The organism is Arthrobacter sp. CJ23, assembly GCF_024741795.1.
Taxonomy (GTDB): domain Bacteria; phylum Actinomycetota; class Actinomycetes; order Actinomycetales; family Micrococcaceae; genus Arthrobacter.
On the sequence record NZ_CP102950.1, the window covers coordinates 4,357,844 to 4,372,277 of the forward strand.

A 14,434-nucleotide genomic window follows, 5' to 3' on the forward strand; every position below is an offset into this window, starting at 1 on the left:
TCTCGCGTTCGGGGCTGATTCTCAGAGGGTGAGCTTCATGCCTTCATGGCTCGCGACGAACCCCAGGCGCTCATAGAAGCGGTGCGCGGCGATCCGGGACTTGTCCGTGGTCAGCTGCACCAGCGAGCAACCCCGCCCGCGGGCCTGGTCAATGGCCCACTGGATCATCAGCGCGCCGACGCCCTGGCCGCGGAGCTCCCCGGATACACGGACGGCCTCGATCTGGGCGCGCCATGAACCCTTGCGCGACAGGCCCGGAAGATAGCTGAGCTGGAACGTCGCCACCACAGCGCCACCCAGTTCACCCACCACCAGAAGGTGGGCCGGGTCGGCGTCGATCGCGTCAAAAGCCTGCTCATACGGAGCCAGATCGTCGGCGCTTTCGCGCGCGGCACCCAGCTGGTCGTCGGCGAGGAGCCGCAGGATCGCGGGGAGATCCGCCCTGACCGCCTGGCGCAGGGCGAACGTCCCGCCGTCGACGTCGGTAGTCAGCAGGGCGGGCACGGCGGCGGAATCTGAAGTCACCACCCCAGCATGCCATTTTCCTTGGAACTCAGTATTGCTAAGTACCGGTACCTAGTTCTACTATGTAGTGGTAGCTAGTAATACTGAGTAGTGAAGGGAGGTGTCCGGTGGGCAAGCAAACAACGGAGATGCTCAAGGGGACACTGGAGGGCATCGTTCTGGCCCTCCTGACCGGAAACCCGGCATACGGATACGAGATCACCACGCTGCTCCGGGCGCAGGGTTTCACCGAAATCGCCGAGGGCACCGTGTACGCGCTGCTGGTCAGGATCGAGCAAAAGGGCCTGGTGGACGTCGAGAAGGTGCCGTCCGAAAAGGGGCCGCCCCGCAAGGTGTACACGCTCAACGCGCAGGGCGAAAAGGAACTGGACGAATTCTGGAACACATGGAGCTTCTTGTCCGAACGGCTTGAACAGCTCCGCAAGGGAGGAAACTGAAATGGCAGCGAAGTGGATCGAGCTGGTCACCGGCTCGCTTGAACAGAAGAAGCAGTACAAGCAGTCCAAGGCGCGGCTGGATGCCCTGCCCGAGCCCTACCTCAGCGTGGCAAACGCCTTCAACCGGTACTTCATGTACTACGGCGGCGTCACTGAAGGGGAGACGATCGTGCAGATGCACTCGGACCTCGCGGACCTGTGGGAACGCGCCGCCATCGACGGCACTCCCGTGAGCGAGATCGTCGGCGAAGATCCCATCGAGTTCGCCGAGAGCTTCGCCCAGGCCTACGGCGGAACGCGGTGGATCGACAAGGAACGGGCGCGTCTCAACGAGGCGGTCGACAAGGCGAAGGCGAAGGAGGCAGGGCAATGACGGCCACGGCAATCCGGGTGCAGGGCATGGAGAAGTCCTTCAAGGATCTGCACGTGCTGCGCGGCGTGGACTTCGAGGTGGCGGCGGGCAGCATCTTCGCCCTCCTCGGCTCGAACGGGGCCGGGAAGACCACGCTCGTGCGCATCCTCTCGACGCTTCTGAAGGCCGACGCGGGAACCGCGACAGTGCACGGCTTCGACGTCGCCGCCAACCCGGGCGATGTGCGCGAGTCGATCAGCCTGACCGGGCAGTTCGCCGCGGTGGACGAAGTGCTCACGGGCCGGGAGAACCTCGTGCTGGTCGCGAAGCTCCGGCACCTGAAGAACCCGGGGGCGATCGCCGACGAGTTGCTGGGGCGCTTCTCGCTCACCGAGGCCGGCGGCCGCAAGGCAGCCGAATACTCGGGCGGCATGCGCCGCCGTCTCGACATCGCAATGAGCCTGATCGGCCAGCCGAAGGTGATCTTCCTCGACGAGCCGACCACCGGGCTCGACCCGCAGGCGCGCATCGAGGTGTGGAACACGGTCAAGGATCTCGCCCAGAACGGCACAACAGTGCTGCTCACCACCCAATACCTCGACGAGGCCGAGCATCTCGCCGACCGCATCGCGATCCTGCACAAGGGCACGATCATCCAGAACGGCACGCTCGACGAGCTCAAGCGGCTGTTGCCGCCGGCCGAGATCGAGTACGTCGAGAAGCAGCCCTCACTCGAAGACGTCTTCCTGGCGCTTGTCGGCGAGACGGCTGAAGAGCAGAAAGAACAGGAGGCATCCCGATGAGCACCCACGTCCTCAGCGATACCCGCGTCCTCACCGGCCGCTCGCTGCGCCACATCCTGCGCAGCCCCGACACGATCATCACCACCGCGGTCACTCCGATCGCGCTGATGCTGCTGTTCGTGTACGTGCTTGGCGGCGCGATCAATACCGGATCCGACGAGTCGTACATCAACTACATGCTCCCCGGCATCCTGCTGATCACGATTGCCTCCGGCATCGCCTACACCGCCTACCGCCTGTTCCTCGACATGCAGGGCGGCATCTTCGAGCGCTTCCAGTCCATGCCGATCGCGCGGTCGAGCGTGCTCTGGGCGCACGTGCTCACCTCGCTGGTGGCCAACCTCGTCTCGGTGGCGATCGTCGTCGGAGTGGCCCTCCTTATGGGGTTCCGCACCGGAGCATCCGTGGGGGCCTGGCTTGCTATCGCCGGCATCCTGGTCCTGTTCACGCTCGCCCTGACCTGGCTGGCCGTGATCGCCGGGCTCTCCGCGAAAACCGTCGACGGCGCCAGCGCGTTCAGTTACCCGCTGATCTTCCTGCCGTTCATCAGTTCGGCCTTCGTGCCGACCGCGACGATGCCGGGCCCGGTGGCCTGGTTCGCCGAGAACCAGCCAGTGACCTCGATCGTGAACTCCATCCGCGCGCTGTTCGCGCAGCAGCCGGTGGGCAGCGACATCTGGATTGCGCTGGCCTGGTGCTTCGGCATCCTGGTTCTCGCCTACGCCTTCGCCATGGCCGCGTACCGGCGGAAGACCGCCTAGGCACCCCACAGGCAAAGCTCCCCCTTCCGAGGCGGGAGCTTTCGCCATGCGGGCCGATTGGTCATTTGTCAGACATTAGCTATAGCTTTATCGAACAGATTTGTAACGGCCGTCACCATTATGGCGGGTCTCCCGAAGGGTTCTTGAACTAATGTCCGACCAGACAACAACGGGGCAGCGCACTGCCTCAAGCCGGGACAGCGAGCCCCACCTGTCACGCTCGCTGAGCAACCGCCACATCCAGCTCCTGGCCATCGGCGGCGCCATCGGAACAGGCCTGTTCATGGGCTCGGGCAAGACCATTTCCGTGGCCGGACCCTCCGTGATCTTCGTGTACATGATCATCGGCTTCATGCTGTTCTTCGTCATGCGCGCCATGGGGCAGCTGCTGCTGTCCAACCTGAACTACAAGTCCTTCAGCGACTTCGCCGCGGACCTGCTGGGCCCCTGGGCCGGCTTCTTCACCGGCTGGACCTACTGGTTCTGCTGGGTGGTCACCGGAGTTGCCGACGTCATTGCGATCGCAGGCTACGCCAATGAGCTCATGCCGGGCATCCCGCTCTGGATCCCGGGCGTGGGCACCATCGCCATCCTGCTCCTGCTGAACCTGCCCACGGTCAAGGCCTTCGGCGAGACCGAATTCTGGTTTGCGCTCATCAAGATCGTGGCCATCGTCGCTCTGATCGCCGTGGGCCTGGTGATGATCTTCACCGGCTTCCAGTCCTCCGCAGGCACTGCAAGCTTCACCAATCTCTGGAGCCACGGCGGCCTCTTCCCCAAGGAATTCATGGGCTTCGTGGCCGGCTTCCAGATCGCCGTGTTCGCCTTCGTGGGCATCGAGCTGGTGGGCACCGCCGCAGCCGAAACCAAGAACCCGGAGCACAACCTGCCCCGCGCCATCAACGCGATCCCGGTGCGCGTCATGCTCTTCTACGTAGGCGCCCTCATCATCCTGATGTCCGTCACCCCGTGGACCGAGTTCAAGGCCGGCCACAGCCCCTTCATCGGCATGTTCTCCCTGGCCGGACTCGGCATGGCCGCCATGGTGGTCAACCTGGTCGTGCTGACCTCGGCGATGTCCTCGGCCAACTCCGGCATCTACTCCACCTCGCGCATGGTGTTCGGCCTGGCGAACGACGGCGATGCCCCCAAGGTGTTCGGCCGCCTGTCCCGCCGCAAGGTCCCGCAGAACGCGCTGTTCCTGTCCTGCGTGCTGCTGCTGGCCGGCGTCGTGCTGCTCTACGCGGGCAAGGACGTGGGCGTCGCGTTCGACATGGTCACCACCGTGTCCGCGGTCTGCTTCATGTTCGTCTGGTCCATCATCCTGGCCAGCTACCTCGTCTACCGGAAGCGCCGGCCCGGGCTCCACAAGAGCTCCACCTTCAAGCTGCCCGGCGGCATCCCGATGGTCTGGGTGGTCTTCGCCTTCTTCGCCTTCCTGATCTGGGCCCTGACCACGCAGCCGGACACGCTCACGGCACTGCTGGTGACGCCCATCTGGTTCGCGGTCCTGGGCGCGGCCTACGCCGTGGTCCGCAAGTCCCCGCTCCACCAGGCCCGCGTGGCCGAGTGGAAGGCGATGGCCGAGGCGGAAACCGCGGCGGCGCGCTAAGCCCCACACGCCAAAGCCCGACGCCGGCACCCACCATGGGTGCCGACGTCGGCCATCTTTAGGATGGTTTACGCCTCGGCCTTGCGCTCCTCGATCAGCTTCTGCACCTGCGCGAACAGCGGGTGCGCGGGCGGCAGCTCGGTGATGCGTTCCACCGCCTCGGCGGAGTCCATCTCGGCGAGCATCCGGGCGAGCTCCACGGCTTCGTCGTCCGCGCCGTCGTCGAAGCGCAGGGCCGCAGCCATCGCCTCAAGCAGGGCCACAGGCGTGACGCCGCGCTCGGCGAGTTCCGCGGCCGGGCCGATGAACCGTTCATGCCGGCCCAGCTTGCGCAGCGGGGCACGGCCCACCCGGTTCACGGTGTCCGGCAGGTGCGGGTTGGTGAAGCGGGACAGGATCTTCTGCACATAGGCTTCCTGCTCGGCCTCCACAAAGCCGTGTTTGGCCACCAGCAGCTGCTTGGTTTCCTCCAACACGGCCCGGACCTTCGCAGCCACAGACGGATCGGCCATGGCGTCCGAGATCTTTTCCAGGCCGGCGGCGTAGCCGAAGTAGGCGGCCGAGGCGTGGCCCGTGTTGACCGTGAACAGCTTGCGCTCAATGTACGGGCCGAGCTCGTCCACGAACGTCGCCCCGGGAATAACGGGCGCCTTGCCGTCGAACGGCGTGCGGTCGATGACCCACTCGTAGAACGTCTCCACCGTGACGTCCAGGCCCTGGCCCGGCGCCTGGTTGGGGACGATGCGGTCCACTGCGGTGTTCGCGAACACCGCGACGGCGTCGAGCTCGCCCGCGCCTTCGCCGGTACCGGCGTCCCACGCGCCACGGATTTCCAGGTGCAGGAGGTCCGTGGCGTTGATGGCGTTCTCGCAGGCCATGACCTGCAAAGGCGGCAGCGACGGCGAACGGCCGGCCAGGCCGCGCGCGATCACGGGAGCCACGAACTTGAGGATGTGCGGCCCCACCGCCGTGGTGACCACGTCCGCCGTCGCGATTTCCGCGACGACGGCATCTTCTTCGCTGCCCGAGTTGAGGGCGCGGAACCCGGAGACGGTCTTCACCGCGGGGGTCTCGCCCACCTCATGGACCTGGTAGCTGTCTGCTGCGGCGAGCTGGCTGATCAGGGCGTCCGCGACGTCGGCGAACACCACCTCGTACCCGGCCTCGTGCAGCAGCAGGCCGACGAAGCCCCTGCCGATGTTCCCGGCCCCAAAATGGACTGCCTTCACTATGCGTTGACCTTCCCGAACAGCTCCAGCACTTCCTCAACCGTGGTGGCTTCCTCAAGCTGGGCCACCTGGGCCTTGTTGGTGAAGATCTTGGCGATCGAGGACAGGATGTGGAGGTGCTCGTTGTTCATGCCGGCCACGCCGACGACGAACTTGACCTGCTTGCCGCCCCAGTCGATGCCCTGCGGGTAGCGGACGATCGACACGGCCGAGTGCATGATGTGGCTCTTCGCTGCATTGGTGCCGTGCGGGATGGCCAGGAAGCTGCCCATGTACGTGGAGACGGATTCCTCGCGCTCGTGCATGGCCTGCAGGTAGGCCGTGTCCACGGCGCCGCGGGCGAGCAGCAGCCTGCCGGCCTCGTCGATGGCCGAGTCGCGGTCCGTGGCGGTGCCGTTGAGGACAACGCTGTCGGGCCGAAGGACGTCCTTTGCAGGGGCGCCCGCCGCAGCAGGCTCGGCAACCGCCGTCGAGCCCGCCGAACCGGTGCCCGCATTGCTGCTCTTCACTAGCTCAACGATCTCGTCATACCGCGGGCTGTTCATGAAGTTGTCCACGGAGAAGTGCACGGCGCTGGACGTGACCGGCTTGGCGCGCTCGGTGAGGTCCTGGTGGGTGATCACGACGTCGAAGGTGTCGCTGAGGCTGGCGATGGCCGAGTTGGTGACCTTGACGTCCGGGAAACCGGCAGCCTTGATCTTGTTGCGGAGCACCGAGGCGCCCATCGCACTGGAGCCCATGCCAGCGTCGCAAGCGAACACGATGTTCTGGACGGGACGGGTCAGGACAGCCGTGCCGACGCCGCCCGTGAGGGCCGAGGAAACGGAGCTCTTCTTGCCCTTCATGGCTTCCATCTTGGACGTGGCCGCGCTGAGGTCGCCCTCATCGCTGTGCTTGGTGGTCTTCAGGATCAGCGAAGCCACCAGGAAGGAGGCCGTCGTGGCGAGCAGCACGGAGAGAATGACGCCCACGTAACTGTCACGGGAGGTCTGCGCGATCACGGCGATGATGGACCCTGGTGCCGCCGGTGCGACGAGGCCGGAGTTCGTGATGGCCAGCGTTGCGATGCCGGTCATGCCACCGGCGATCGCGGCCAGGATCAGCAGAGGGCGCATCAGGACATACGGGAAGTAGATCTCGTGGATGCCACCAAGGAAGTGGATGATGGCGGCACCGGGCGCCGAAGCCTTCGCGGCGCCGCGGCCGAAGAACATGTACGCAAGCAGGATGCCGAAGCCGGGGCCAGGGTTGGCCTCGAGCAGGAACAGGATGGACTTGCCCTGTTCGAGTGACTGCTGGACGCCCAGCGGCGTGAGCACGCCGTGGTTGATGGCGTTGTTCAGGAACAGGACCTTGGCCGGTTCGATGAAGATGCTGGTCAGCGGCAGGAGGCCGTTGTCGACGAGGAACTGGACCGCGTTTCCCGCGCCCGTGGAGAATGCCTTGACCACCGGGGTGAGGCCGTAGAAGCTGAGCAGGGCCAACCCCGCACCCCAGATGCCGGCGGAGAAATTGTTCACCAGCATTTCGAAGCCGGGGCGGATCTTGCCGTCCCAGAGGGCGTCGATCTTCTTCATGGTCCAGCCGCCCAGGGGGCCCATGATCATGGCACCGATGAACATCGGGATTCCGGCGCCGACAACGACGCCCATGGTGGCGATGGCACCGACGACCCCGCCGCGCACGTCATAAACCATCTTGCCGCCGGTGTAGCCGATCAGCAGTGGCAGCAGGTAGGTGATCATGGGTCCGACGAGCCCGACGTTGGGAACACCCTCGGCGTTCGTACCGAAGCCGCCCAAGGCCGCGACCGGGATCCATCCCTTTTCAATGAACAGGGCTGTGATGATGCCCCAGGCAATGAACGCGCCGATGTTGGGCATGATCATGCCGGACAGGAACGTCCCGAACTTTTGGATCCCTACGCGCAGGCTGGTGCGCGGCTTCGCAACTGTCTCTGTTGCCATTGTGAATTCCTAACGTGGGTCCCGCAGCTGTGCGGAATCAGACGAAGTCGACCAGCAGACTAGGAACTGCTGGAGATGCGGTGCAGCCACTCGAGGAAGAGTTTCAGCTCCGAACTGGAAAGTTGGTCCGAATGCGAGGCCTGGAGGGCCGCATTCAGGGCGATTGCCGCAACAACCACCGACGACTTGCCGGAGTCGTCGGCCGCGGCGCCACGGGTTTTTTCCGTGGAGACGGCGAAGATCATGGAGTCCCGGGTCATCGTTGAGAGCTCGAGATTCCTGTCTTCCACCGGATCTGCGATCAGCATGAGCGTGACGCCCACATTGGCCGCAAGGATGCTTCTGGCCGCCTCACGCGGCGGCACGTTGATCTGGCCGGCGATCGCGGCCTTGTTCAGCATTTCCTCCAGAAGCGCCTCGGCATCGGCCACAATGGCCGGGCGGCTTTCGGGACGGATATTGCCGAACATCACCAAGTACAGGTGCGGCTGGGTCAGCCCGAACTGGACGTGGTTGTCCCACATCCGGCGGATGTCCTCCAGGGGTTCTCCCGAAGGCGCAAAGTCGCGCTCCCCCGCCACGTACTCCTCGAAGCCGGCTGCAACGACGGCGTCGAACAGCCCCTCCTTGTCGCCGAAGTGGTGGTAAAGCGTGGGGGCCGTGACCCCGGCAAGCTTGGTGATCTGGCGCGTGGAGACCGGTGACCCGTCCGAATTTGCCAGCAATTCGGCTGCCGCACGGAGCAGCCGGATCTTTGGCGGAAGCTGGTCATCGAAACTCATAACCGCTACCCTAGCACCTATAGCAACGCTATATGAAGTGAATCACAGGAGATTTTTTCGGACCCCGAGGCGCCGCAGCCAGTGAGTCCGACCAAGAGCAGGGACAGAGGATTCAATGCAGAATTTCCAGGGAGTGGGCGTCAGCCCCGGCCGCATCATCGGCACCATCCGCCAGATGCCCAAGCCAGTCAGCGAACCGCCGTCGGGCGAGCGCCTGGCCGCGGACACCACAGCGGAGGACGCCGTCGCCGGCCTGAAAACCGCGGCCCGGGCCGTCCACGACGAACTCAAGGCGCGGGCGGAGAGGGCCAGCGGGGACGGCAAGGCCGTCCTCGAGGCAACCGCCCTCATGGCCACGGACACCATGCTCCTCAAGGCCGCCGCCAAGCTGGTCAACGCCGGGTCCTCCGCAGAGCGCGGCATCTGGGAAGCCGGGGCCTCCGTCGCGGAGATGCTGCACAACCTGGGCGGCTACATGGCCGAGCGTGCCACGGATGTCCTGGACGTCCGCGCCCGCATCGTCGCCGAACTGCGCGGCGTCCCCGCCCCGGGGATCCCTTCGTCCGATACGCCGTTCATCCTGGTGGCCGAGGACCTGGCCCCCGCGGACACCGCCACGCTGGATCCCTCCCTGGTCCTCGCGCTGGTGACCTCTGGCGGCGGGCCACAGTCGCACACCGCGATCATTGCCCGTTCCCTGGGCCTGCCCGCGGTGGTCGCCGCGCATGGCGTTGATTCGGTTTTGGATGGGTCCGAGGTTTATGTGGACGGCGCCGCCGGTTTCGTGGCCGTTTCTCCCTCGGAGGAGCAGCGCGCTGCCGCGGCCGCTTGGGCCGAAACCTCCGCGGTCTTGGCGGTGTTCGACGGAAACGGCACGACGGCGGACGGCCACTTGGTGCCGCTGCTCGCCAACGTGGGCGGGGCCAAGGATGCCGTGGCCGCTGCCGGTTTGGGCGCCCAAGGCGTGGGCTTGTTCCGCACCGAATTCTGCTTCCTGGAACGGGACACCGAACCCTCCGTGGACGAGCAGGCGGCCGCATACAAGGCCGTGTTTGATGCGTTCCCCGGCAAGAAGGTGGTGCTCCGCACCCTCGACGCCGGCGCGGACAAGCCCCTGCCGTTCCTCACGGATGCCAGCGAACCCAACCCGGCCCTGGGCGTACGCGGCTATCGCACCGACTTCACCACCCCCGGCGTGCTGGAGCGCCAGCTCCAGGCCATCGCCCTGGCGGCAGCCGGTTCCGAGGCCGAGGTCTGGGTCATGGCCCCCATGATCTCGACGGCGGCCGAAGCCGCGCGCTTCGCGTCGCTCTGCGAGGCGGCCGGGATCAAGACGCCGGGTGTCATGGTGGAGGTCCCCTCAGCCGCCCTCACCGCAGCCACCGTGCTGGCCGAGGTGGGCTTCGCGTCCCTGGGCACCAACGACCTCACGCAGTACGCCATGGCTGCCGACCGGCAGCTCGGCCCGCTTGCGGAACTGAACACCCCGTGGCAGCCCGCCGTGCTGCGCCTGGTCCAGCTCACCGTGGAAGGCTCGGCCTTGGAAGGTCTGGGCCGGGAGGGCAACAACAAGCCCGTGGGCGTCTGCGGCGAGGCAGCCGCGGACCCGGCCCTCGCCGTCGTCCTCACCGGGCTCGGCGTCTCCACCCTGTCCATGACCGCCCGCTCGCTGGCCGCCGTGGGGACCGTGCTCAAGACCGTCACGCTGGAGCAGGCCCGGGAGCTGGCCCGCCTGGCGCTGTCGGCCCCGAGCGCCACCGAGGCCCGCGACTGGGTCCGTGCCAAGCTGCCCATACTGGACGAACTCGGGCTCTAAGGCCTCCCCACCCCTGCTGTCTTCAAGCCACAATTTAGGAGAAAACCATGTCCGAACGCACCGCCACCATCGCCAGCCGCTCCGGGCTGCACGCCCGCCCCGCGGCCATCTTCGCCGAAGCCGCGGGCGAGCTGCCCGTTGAGGTGACCATCGCCCACGTGGGAGAGCCGGCCGAGGACGCGCTCGACGCCGCCAGCATCCTCTCGCTCATGACGCTCGGTGCCGCTAAGGGCGACGTGGTGGTGCTCCGGGCCGAGGGCGACGGCGCGGACGCGGCCCTCGATTCCCTGGTCACGCTGCTCGAAACGGACCTCGACGCCGAGTAGCTTCTGCCGCGGCTTCCAGGATTGGCTTCCAGGGACATCGATTGCTCCGCAACTGCCGTTTTGGCTGCCTAAAAGGGCCGTTACGGAGCAATCGACGTGCTCAGAGTGCCGTCACCACCAGATCCTGGTAGGCGGCGCGGCCGTCGAAGACGTTCACGCCCACTTTCCCGGCGGCGAACTGCGCATCGGAGATGTCGATCAGCTGCGCGCCGTCCACGGACACCGCGATCCGGTTGCCGTCGATGGCGGCGTCCAGCTGGTAGCTGACGCCGTGGCTCAGCGCCAGGGGAACGCTCGCCAGGATGCTCGACGCCGGGCTGAAGACGCCGTTTGCCAGCGTGAACACCCGGACCACGCGCAGGTTGGGGTCCAGGTTCACGTAGTACGCGCTGGAACCGTCGGCAGACGACCGCAGCAACACCGAGCCCGCCCCGCCGTACCCGCGTTCAGGCGCGAGATCCCGGTTCAGCATGGCCCCGGCAAAGGGCTCCCCGCCGAAGCGGACCGTCGCCTGCACGCGCACGTCGGTGAAGGAACCCGGGCTCATGGCCGTGGAGTCCTTGTCGAAGGTGCCCGCCAGCCCGGCACCTGTGCTTTCCCAGCGCCCGCCGGGCACCACGGAGTACGCGCCCAGGTTGTGCCGGGCGGTGCCGCTTACGGCGGGCAAGGGGTCCGACGGCGGGACCGTGCTTTGGGCGGAGCCGCTCAGGCGCGCCGTGTCGGCCAGCTGGTGGACCTTGACGGAGACCAGCCGGGCGTTGCCTCCGCTGGACTCGAAGGACAGCCCTGTGGAGGAAGGGTCGGGGAGGATCAGCGAGGTGAGGGACGCCGTGCCATCGCCGCCGAACACCTCCACCGAGGAGGCATCCACCAGGATCCGCAGCTTCACGCGGCGTTCGCCGTCCACAACGGTTGAGCTCCACGGCGCCGAGGAGTTCTCGGCAGCCGTCCCGGCGAAGTACCGGCTAAAGTCCGCCCGGCCGGACGCCGAGCGGTCCACCGTCACGGTGCCCGCCGGACCCGCGCCCGCACCGGCGTCGTACCTCACCGAGGTCTCCTGCGCCCCCGTGGTGCCTGTCCCCTTCCGCAGCCCGAACTCGAAGGACGTCGCGCCTCCAGCGGGAGGCAGGGCCACCTCGGCCTCGAGCTCGAAGGAACGCCCGGAGGCCGCGGCCAGGGGGTTCGCCGAGCTTGGCGTCACCGTGACATCCGTGGCCTGCAAGGTGGAAGCCCGCAGTGACTCTTCCTCCACAACCGGCGCCTGCGACAGCCGCAGCCCCGCGCCCGGGATATCGAGCAGCTTGAGCTCGCGCGGCATGCTCAGCTGACCGTTCCAGCGGCCGGTGGGCGGGCTGAAGGCGTAGTCCCAGTTGCTCATCCAGCCGATCATGATCCGCCGCCCGTCGGGGGCGCCGAAGAAGCTCATGGCCGCATAGTAGTCCCTGCCGTGATCGGCCTGCAGCACCTGCGAGGCAGCGGTGTCGGGCGTGAATGCCGTGCCGTTCCAGCTCCCGGTGACGTACTGCGCGGCGGATCCCTTGGTGGCGCGGACCGCCCCGGTGCTCCAGTACAGCACCCAGCGCGAGACGCCGGGCTGCCCTTCCACGGGCATGGAGAAGAAGTCCGGGCATTCCCACACGCCGCCGCGGATCCAGTCCCCGTACCCGAAGGAACTCGTGTAGCTCCAGGCGAGCAGGTCTGTGGAGGTGTAGAAGCGGATGTGGTCGCCGGCGGCCACCACCATCACCCACTTGGCCGCAACAGAGTCCCAGCTGACCTTGGGGTCGCGGAAGTCCCAGCCGCCGTCCGGTCCGCCGGGGTTCTGTACCACGGGAGCCTCCTGCACGAGCTGCCAGGAGCGGCCCTTGTCCGTGCTGAAGGCGGCGCGGACGGCCTGGTTTCCGTTGGCGACATCGTGGTTGAAGGTGGTGAAGAAAGCGATCAGGCCGCCGCCCGGCTGGCCGCCGAACAGGCCGCTGGCATTGGAGGCGTCCACCACCGCGGAACCGGACCACGATTCCCCCGCGGCCAGGTGCGGCAGCGCAATGGGCAGCTGCTTCCAGTGCAGCAGATCGCTGCTGACGGCGTGCGCCCAGCGTCCGCGGTCCTGGTGGAAGAGGTGGTATTCGCCGTCGAAATAGACCAGACCGTTGGGATCGGAACTGCTGCCGGCCTGCTGCGTGTAGTGGTAGCCCGGCTGGTAGAGCCCGTTCATGTAGTCCCCTGCGGCGTCCGCGCGGACGTTCTGGAACCAGGCGGTTCCGCCGCCGGCCAGCAGGGCGAAGCCCGTGCCGGCGGCCGTGCCCACCGAGCCGCTCAGCACGGAAGTGCCGTTGATCAGTACGGACGCCTCGCTGCCGCGCACCGTGAACTGGACCCGGGCGGGAGACGACGTTCCGAAACTCCCGGCCGGCAGCGTGCTGGACAGCAGCAGGGCGGACGCCGCCCGCTCGTACACCTTCGCGGTGCCGGCCCCCGGATCGATCCGCAGCTCCGTGCCGCCGCTGCCGTCGGCGTCGCTCCGCACCACTACCGAGGCGGTCGCCGGCGCGGTGACGGCCAGGTCCAGGGAGGCGACGACGTCGGACGCCACCGCCGGGAGGTACCGAGCCGCGGTGCCGCTCGAGGCGGTAGCCCGGAGCCCGCGTACGTCCGGTTCCCAGGCTCCGGACGAGGAACGCCAGCCCTGGAGCCGGGATTCCAGGCCGCGGAGGGTCATGCCCTGGAAGACCGCGGTGCCGTTGTAGGAGAGCAGGCCGACATGTCCGGCGGCGTGCGTGGAATCCGTGGCGGTGATGGCGGGCAGGTAACCGTCGCGGTCCAGGAAGTCTGTCTGCCAGTGGACGGCCAGCTGGGTGCCGATCGCCGTGACCCTCAGCCGGTAGACCTTGCCGAGCGTAATGGCCGTCGTAAAGGTGCCCAGCGTGGCGTTGTCCGAGGCACGGTACAGCCGCAGCCGGCCCGCGTTGGGATCCACCTCGGCGCCATAGCCGGACGTGCCGGCCGCGTTGCTGCGGAACAGCACGGCCGCCACGCCGTAGGGGGAGGTGAGCTGGACGTCGGCGGTGAAATCGGTGTCCGCCGGGGCCTGCCCGGTGGCGATGCTCCGGATGTTGGTGTCGGCCGGAGCCACGCCCCGGAAACCCGTGGCGCTCGCCTGCCAGCCTGTTCCGGAACCCGTCCAACCGTCCACATTCCCGTCCACGGTCCGCACGCCGGGCGTTCCGAACGCCACCGTGCCGTTGAAGGCGTGCAGGCCCACGTGGCCCGACTCGTAGCGCTGGTCGCTGGCGTCGATCGTGGCCACGCCGTCCACCGCCACGTAGATCCGTGGCCCGTCCACGTGGACATCCACGCTGTACGACTGGCCGGTGTTGAGTTCCACGGAAGCCGGGGCCACGATGTCCTCGCCCGTGGCGAGGTCGAACAAGCGCACGCGGTCCAGATTCGGATCGATCGTGGCCGCATAGCCGGCCCCGGCGTCGGGGGCCGCGCGGAAGACGAGCGCCCCCACCCCATAGGGACTCCCGGCGTCGACGGTTATCCCGGCAGTGTACCGGGCGGTGCCCGCCACGAGCTGTTCACTGACGGCCGCGATGTTCTGCCCGGACGGCGCGACGGCGGTGTACCCGCCCTGCGCGGTCCGGGTCCAGGTGCCGCTCACGCCGACGGCGTCCGGGATGGGGCTGGTGGTGCTGTTGAGGGTGACGGGGCCCGCCGGGTCCACGGCCGCAGCCGGCGCGACGACCCCCGTTCCCGCGAAACCGACACTGAGGACTGCGGCCGCGAGGCCGGCCACTATTCTGTTGTGCATTCAGATCGCC

The 14,434-nt window shown here is 67.3% G+C and carries 12 protein-coding genes; 7 read left to right on the forward strand and 5 right to left on the reverse strand.

Translation table 11 applies throughout. The features are described 5' to 3' along the window. Positions 1 to 21: 21 nt before the first annotated feature. Positions 22 to 528, reverse strand: a complete 507-nt coding sequence (locus tag NVV90_RS19695) for a GNAT family N-acetyltransferase (RefSeq protein WP_258438919.1) — start codon at positions 526 to 528, stop codon at positions 22 to 24. A 104-nt stretch (positions 529 to 632) separates the two neighbouring features. On the opposite strand from NVV90_RS19695, the gene NVV90_RS19700 reads away from it, so the two are divergent. From NVV90_RS19700 to cycA, 5 genes are all read left to right on the forward strand, one after another. After that, entirely contained in the window at positions 633 to 962 is a 330-nt protein-coding gene (locus NVV90_RS19700) for a PadR family transcriptional regulator (RefSeq protein ID WP_258438920.1), read from the forward strand. A 1-nt stretch (position 963) separates the two neighbouring features. Further along, positions 964 to 1,335, forward strand: coding sequence for a DUF1048 domain-containing protein (locus NVV90_RS19705; RefSeq protein WP_258438922.1), 372 nt, complete (start codon positions 964 to 966; stop codon positions 1,333 to 1,335). Continuing rightward, positions 1,332 to 2,117, forward strand: coding sequence for an ABC transporter ATP-binding protein (locus tag NVV90_RS19710; RefSeq protein ID WP_258438924.1), 786 nt, complete (start codon positions 1,332 to 1,334; stop codon positions 2,115 to 2,117). The genes NVV90_RS19705 and NVV90_RS19710 overlap by 4 nt, the downstream gene beginning before the upstream one ends. Continuing rightward, positions 2,114 to 2,878, forward strand: coding sequence for an ABC transporter permease (locus tag NVV90_RS19715; protein WP_258438925.1), 765 nt, complete (start codon positions 2,114 to 2,116; stop codon positions 2,876 to 2,878). The genes NVV90_RS19710 and NVV90_RS19715 overlap by 4 nt, the downstream gene beginning before the upstream one ends. Positions 2,879 to 3,029: 151 nt before the next feature. After that, positions 3,030 to 4,490 carry a D-serine/D-alanine/glycine transporter gene (gene cycA, locus NVV90_RS19720; RefSeq protein ID WP_258438926.1) on the forward strand — a complete coding sequence of 487 codons (1,461 nt, stop codon included), beginning with the start codon at positions 3,030 to 3,032 and terminating at the stop codon, positions 4,488 to 4,490. A 68-nt stretch (positions 4,491 to 4,558) separates the two neighbouring features. Here cycA and NVV90_RS19725 read toward each other — a convergent pair whose 3' ends face one another. Genes NVV90_RS19725 through NVV90_RS19735 form a run of 3 tightly spaced genes read right to left on the reverse strand, consistent with a single transcriptional unit; the run spans position 4,559 to position 8,468 of the window. Continuing rightward, complete coding sequence (locus NVV90_RS19725; protein ID WP_258438927.1) at positions 4,559 to 5,719, reverse strand: mannitol-1-phosphate 5-dehydrogenase; 1,161 nt, start codon at positions 5,717 to 5,719, stop codon at positions 4,559 to 4,561. Next, positions 5,719 to 7,686 carry a PTS mannitol transporter subunit IICBA gene (locus tag NVV90_RS19730; RefSeq protein ID WP_258438928.1) on the reverse strand — a complete coding sequence of 656 codons (1,968 nt, stop codon included), beginning with the start codon at positions 7,684 to 7,686 and terminating at the stop codon, positions 5,719 to 5,721. Before NVV90_RS19730 ends, NVV90_RS19725 begins: the two co-directional genes overlap by 1 nt. A 59-nt stretch (positions 7,687 to 7,745) precedes the next feature. After that, positions 7,746 to 8,468, reverse strand: a complete 723-nt coding sequence (locus tag NVV90_RS19735) for a TetR/AcrR family transcriptional regulator (RefSeq protein WP_258438929.1) — start codon at positions 8,466 to 8,468, stop codon at positions 7,746 to 7,748. Between the two features lie 115 nt (positions 8,469 to 8,583). Between NVV90_RS19735 and ptsP the strand changes: the two genes are divergently transcribed. Both ptsP and NVV90_RS19745 read left to right on the forward strand, forming a co-directional pair. Next, complete coding sequence (gene ptsP / locus NVV90_RS19740) at positions 8,584 to 10,284, forward strand: phosphoenolpyruvate--protein phosphotransferase (protein WP_258438930.1); 1,701 nt, start codon at positions 8,584 to 8,586, stop codon at positions 10,282 to 10,284. 47 nt (positions 10,285 to 10,331) lie between these two features. Continuing rightward, complete coding sequence (locus NVV90_RS19745; protein WP_258438931.1) at positions 10,332 to 10,610, forward strand: HPr family phosphocarrier protein; 279 nt, start codon at positions 10,332 to 10,334, stop codon at positions 10,608 to 10,610. Positions 10,611 to 10,710: 100 nt separating this feature from the next. Here the strand turns inward: NVV90_RS19745 and NVV90_RS19750 are convergent, their stop codons facing one another. After that, positions 10,711 to 14,424, reverse strand: coding sequence for a glycoside hydrolase family 32 protein (locus NVV90_RS19750; protein WP_258438932.1), 3,714 nt, complete (start codon positions 14,422 to 14,424; stop codon positions 10,711 to 10,713). Positions 14,425 to 14,434: the final 10 nt, after the last annotated feature.